Source organism: Clostridium ragsdalei P11 (assembly GCF_001675165.1).
Classification (GTDB): Bacteria; Bacillota; Clostridia; order Clostridiales; family Clostridiaceae; genus Clostridium_B; species Clostridium_B ragsdalei.
In genome coordinates this window covers 1-825 of sequence record NZ_LROS01000071.1, presented here as the reverse complement: position 1 = coordinate 825, position 825 = coordinate 1, and the positions used below count along the sequence as shown (strand labels likewise).

The following is an 825-nucleotide window of genomic DNA, read 5'->3' as shown; positions in this document are numbered from 1 at the left end:
GTAACAAGGTAGCCGTAGGAGAACCTGCGGCTGGATCACCTCCTTTCTAGGGAGTCGAAAGATAGAGTATAATTTATCTTATAAATTGATGGTTTAAGTAAGCTAATACTTAAAAATTGATAGTAACAAGTATATCAAGGAAAAACATGAGCGAGGAACAGAGTTTACTTATGTAAATGAGTACCGCAGTGAATGATTTTGACGAAGATATACGAAGTTAATAGCAATTTTTCACTCTGTTTAATTTTGAAGGATCAGATAGATTCTTCTTTCAGTTTACAACCAATTAGGAATGTAAATTGAAAAATTGTCCTTTGAAAATTGCACAGTAAATAAGAAATAAAGTAAAGCTAAGGTTATAATATAACCTTTGTAGTAAAGTATCATTTTAAAGATGATATGATGATAATAAGAAAATTGATAGTAACGAGCAGATCGAGGAAAGATTTGAGCGAGGAGCAGAGTTTACTTATGTAAATGAGCACCACAGCGAAAAGCTTGACGAAGATATGCGAAGTTAATAGCAATTTTCGATAATAAAGGTCAAGCTACAAAGGGCGCATGGAGGATGCCTTGGCACCAGGAGCCTAAGAAGGACGCGATAAGCTGCGAAAAGCTCTGGGTAGGCGCAAATAGCCAGAGAACCAGAGATATCCGAATGGGGAAACCCACCTAGATAACGCTAGGTACTGCAAACTGAATACATAGGTTTGTAGAGGCAAACCCGGGGAACTGAAACATCTAAGTACCCGGAGGAAGAGAAAGAAACATCGATTTCCTAAGTAGCGGCGAGCGAACGGGAAAGAGCCCAAACCAGGAACTTGT

At 38.4% G+C, this 825-nt stretch carries 1 rRNA gene; it reads left to right on the top strand.

Going from position 1 to position 825, the window contains the following annotated elements:
- Nucleotides 1-541: 541 nt before the first annotated feature.
- Nucleotides 542-825: ribosomal RNA gene (locus CLRAG_RS17925) — 23S ribosomal RNA — on the top strand; the annotation flags it as partial.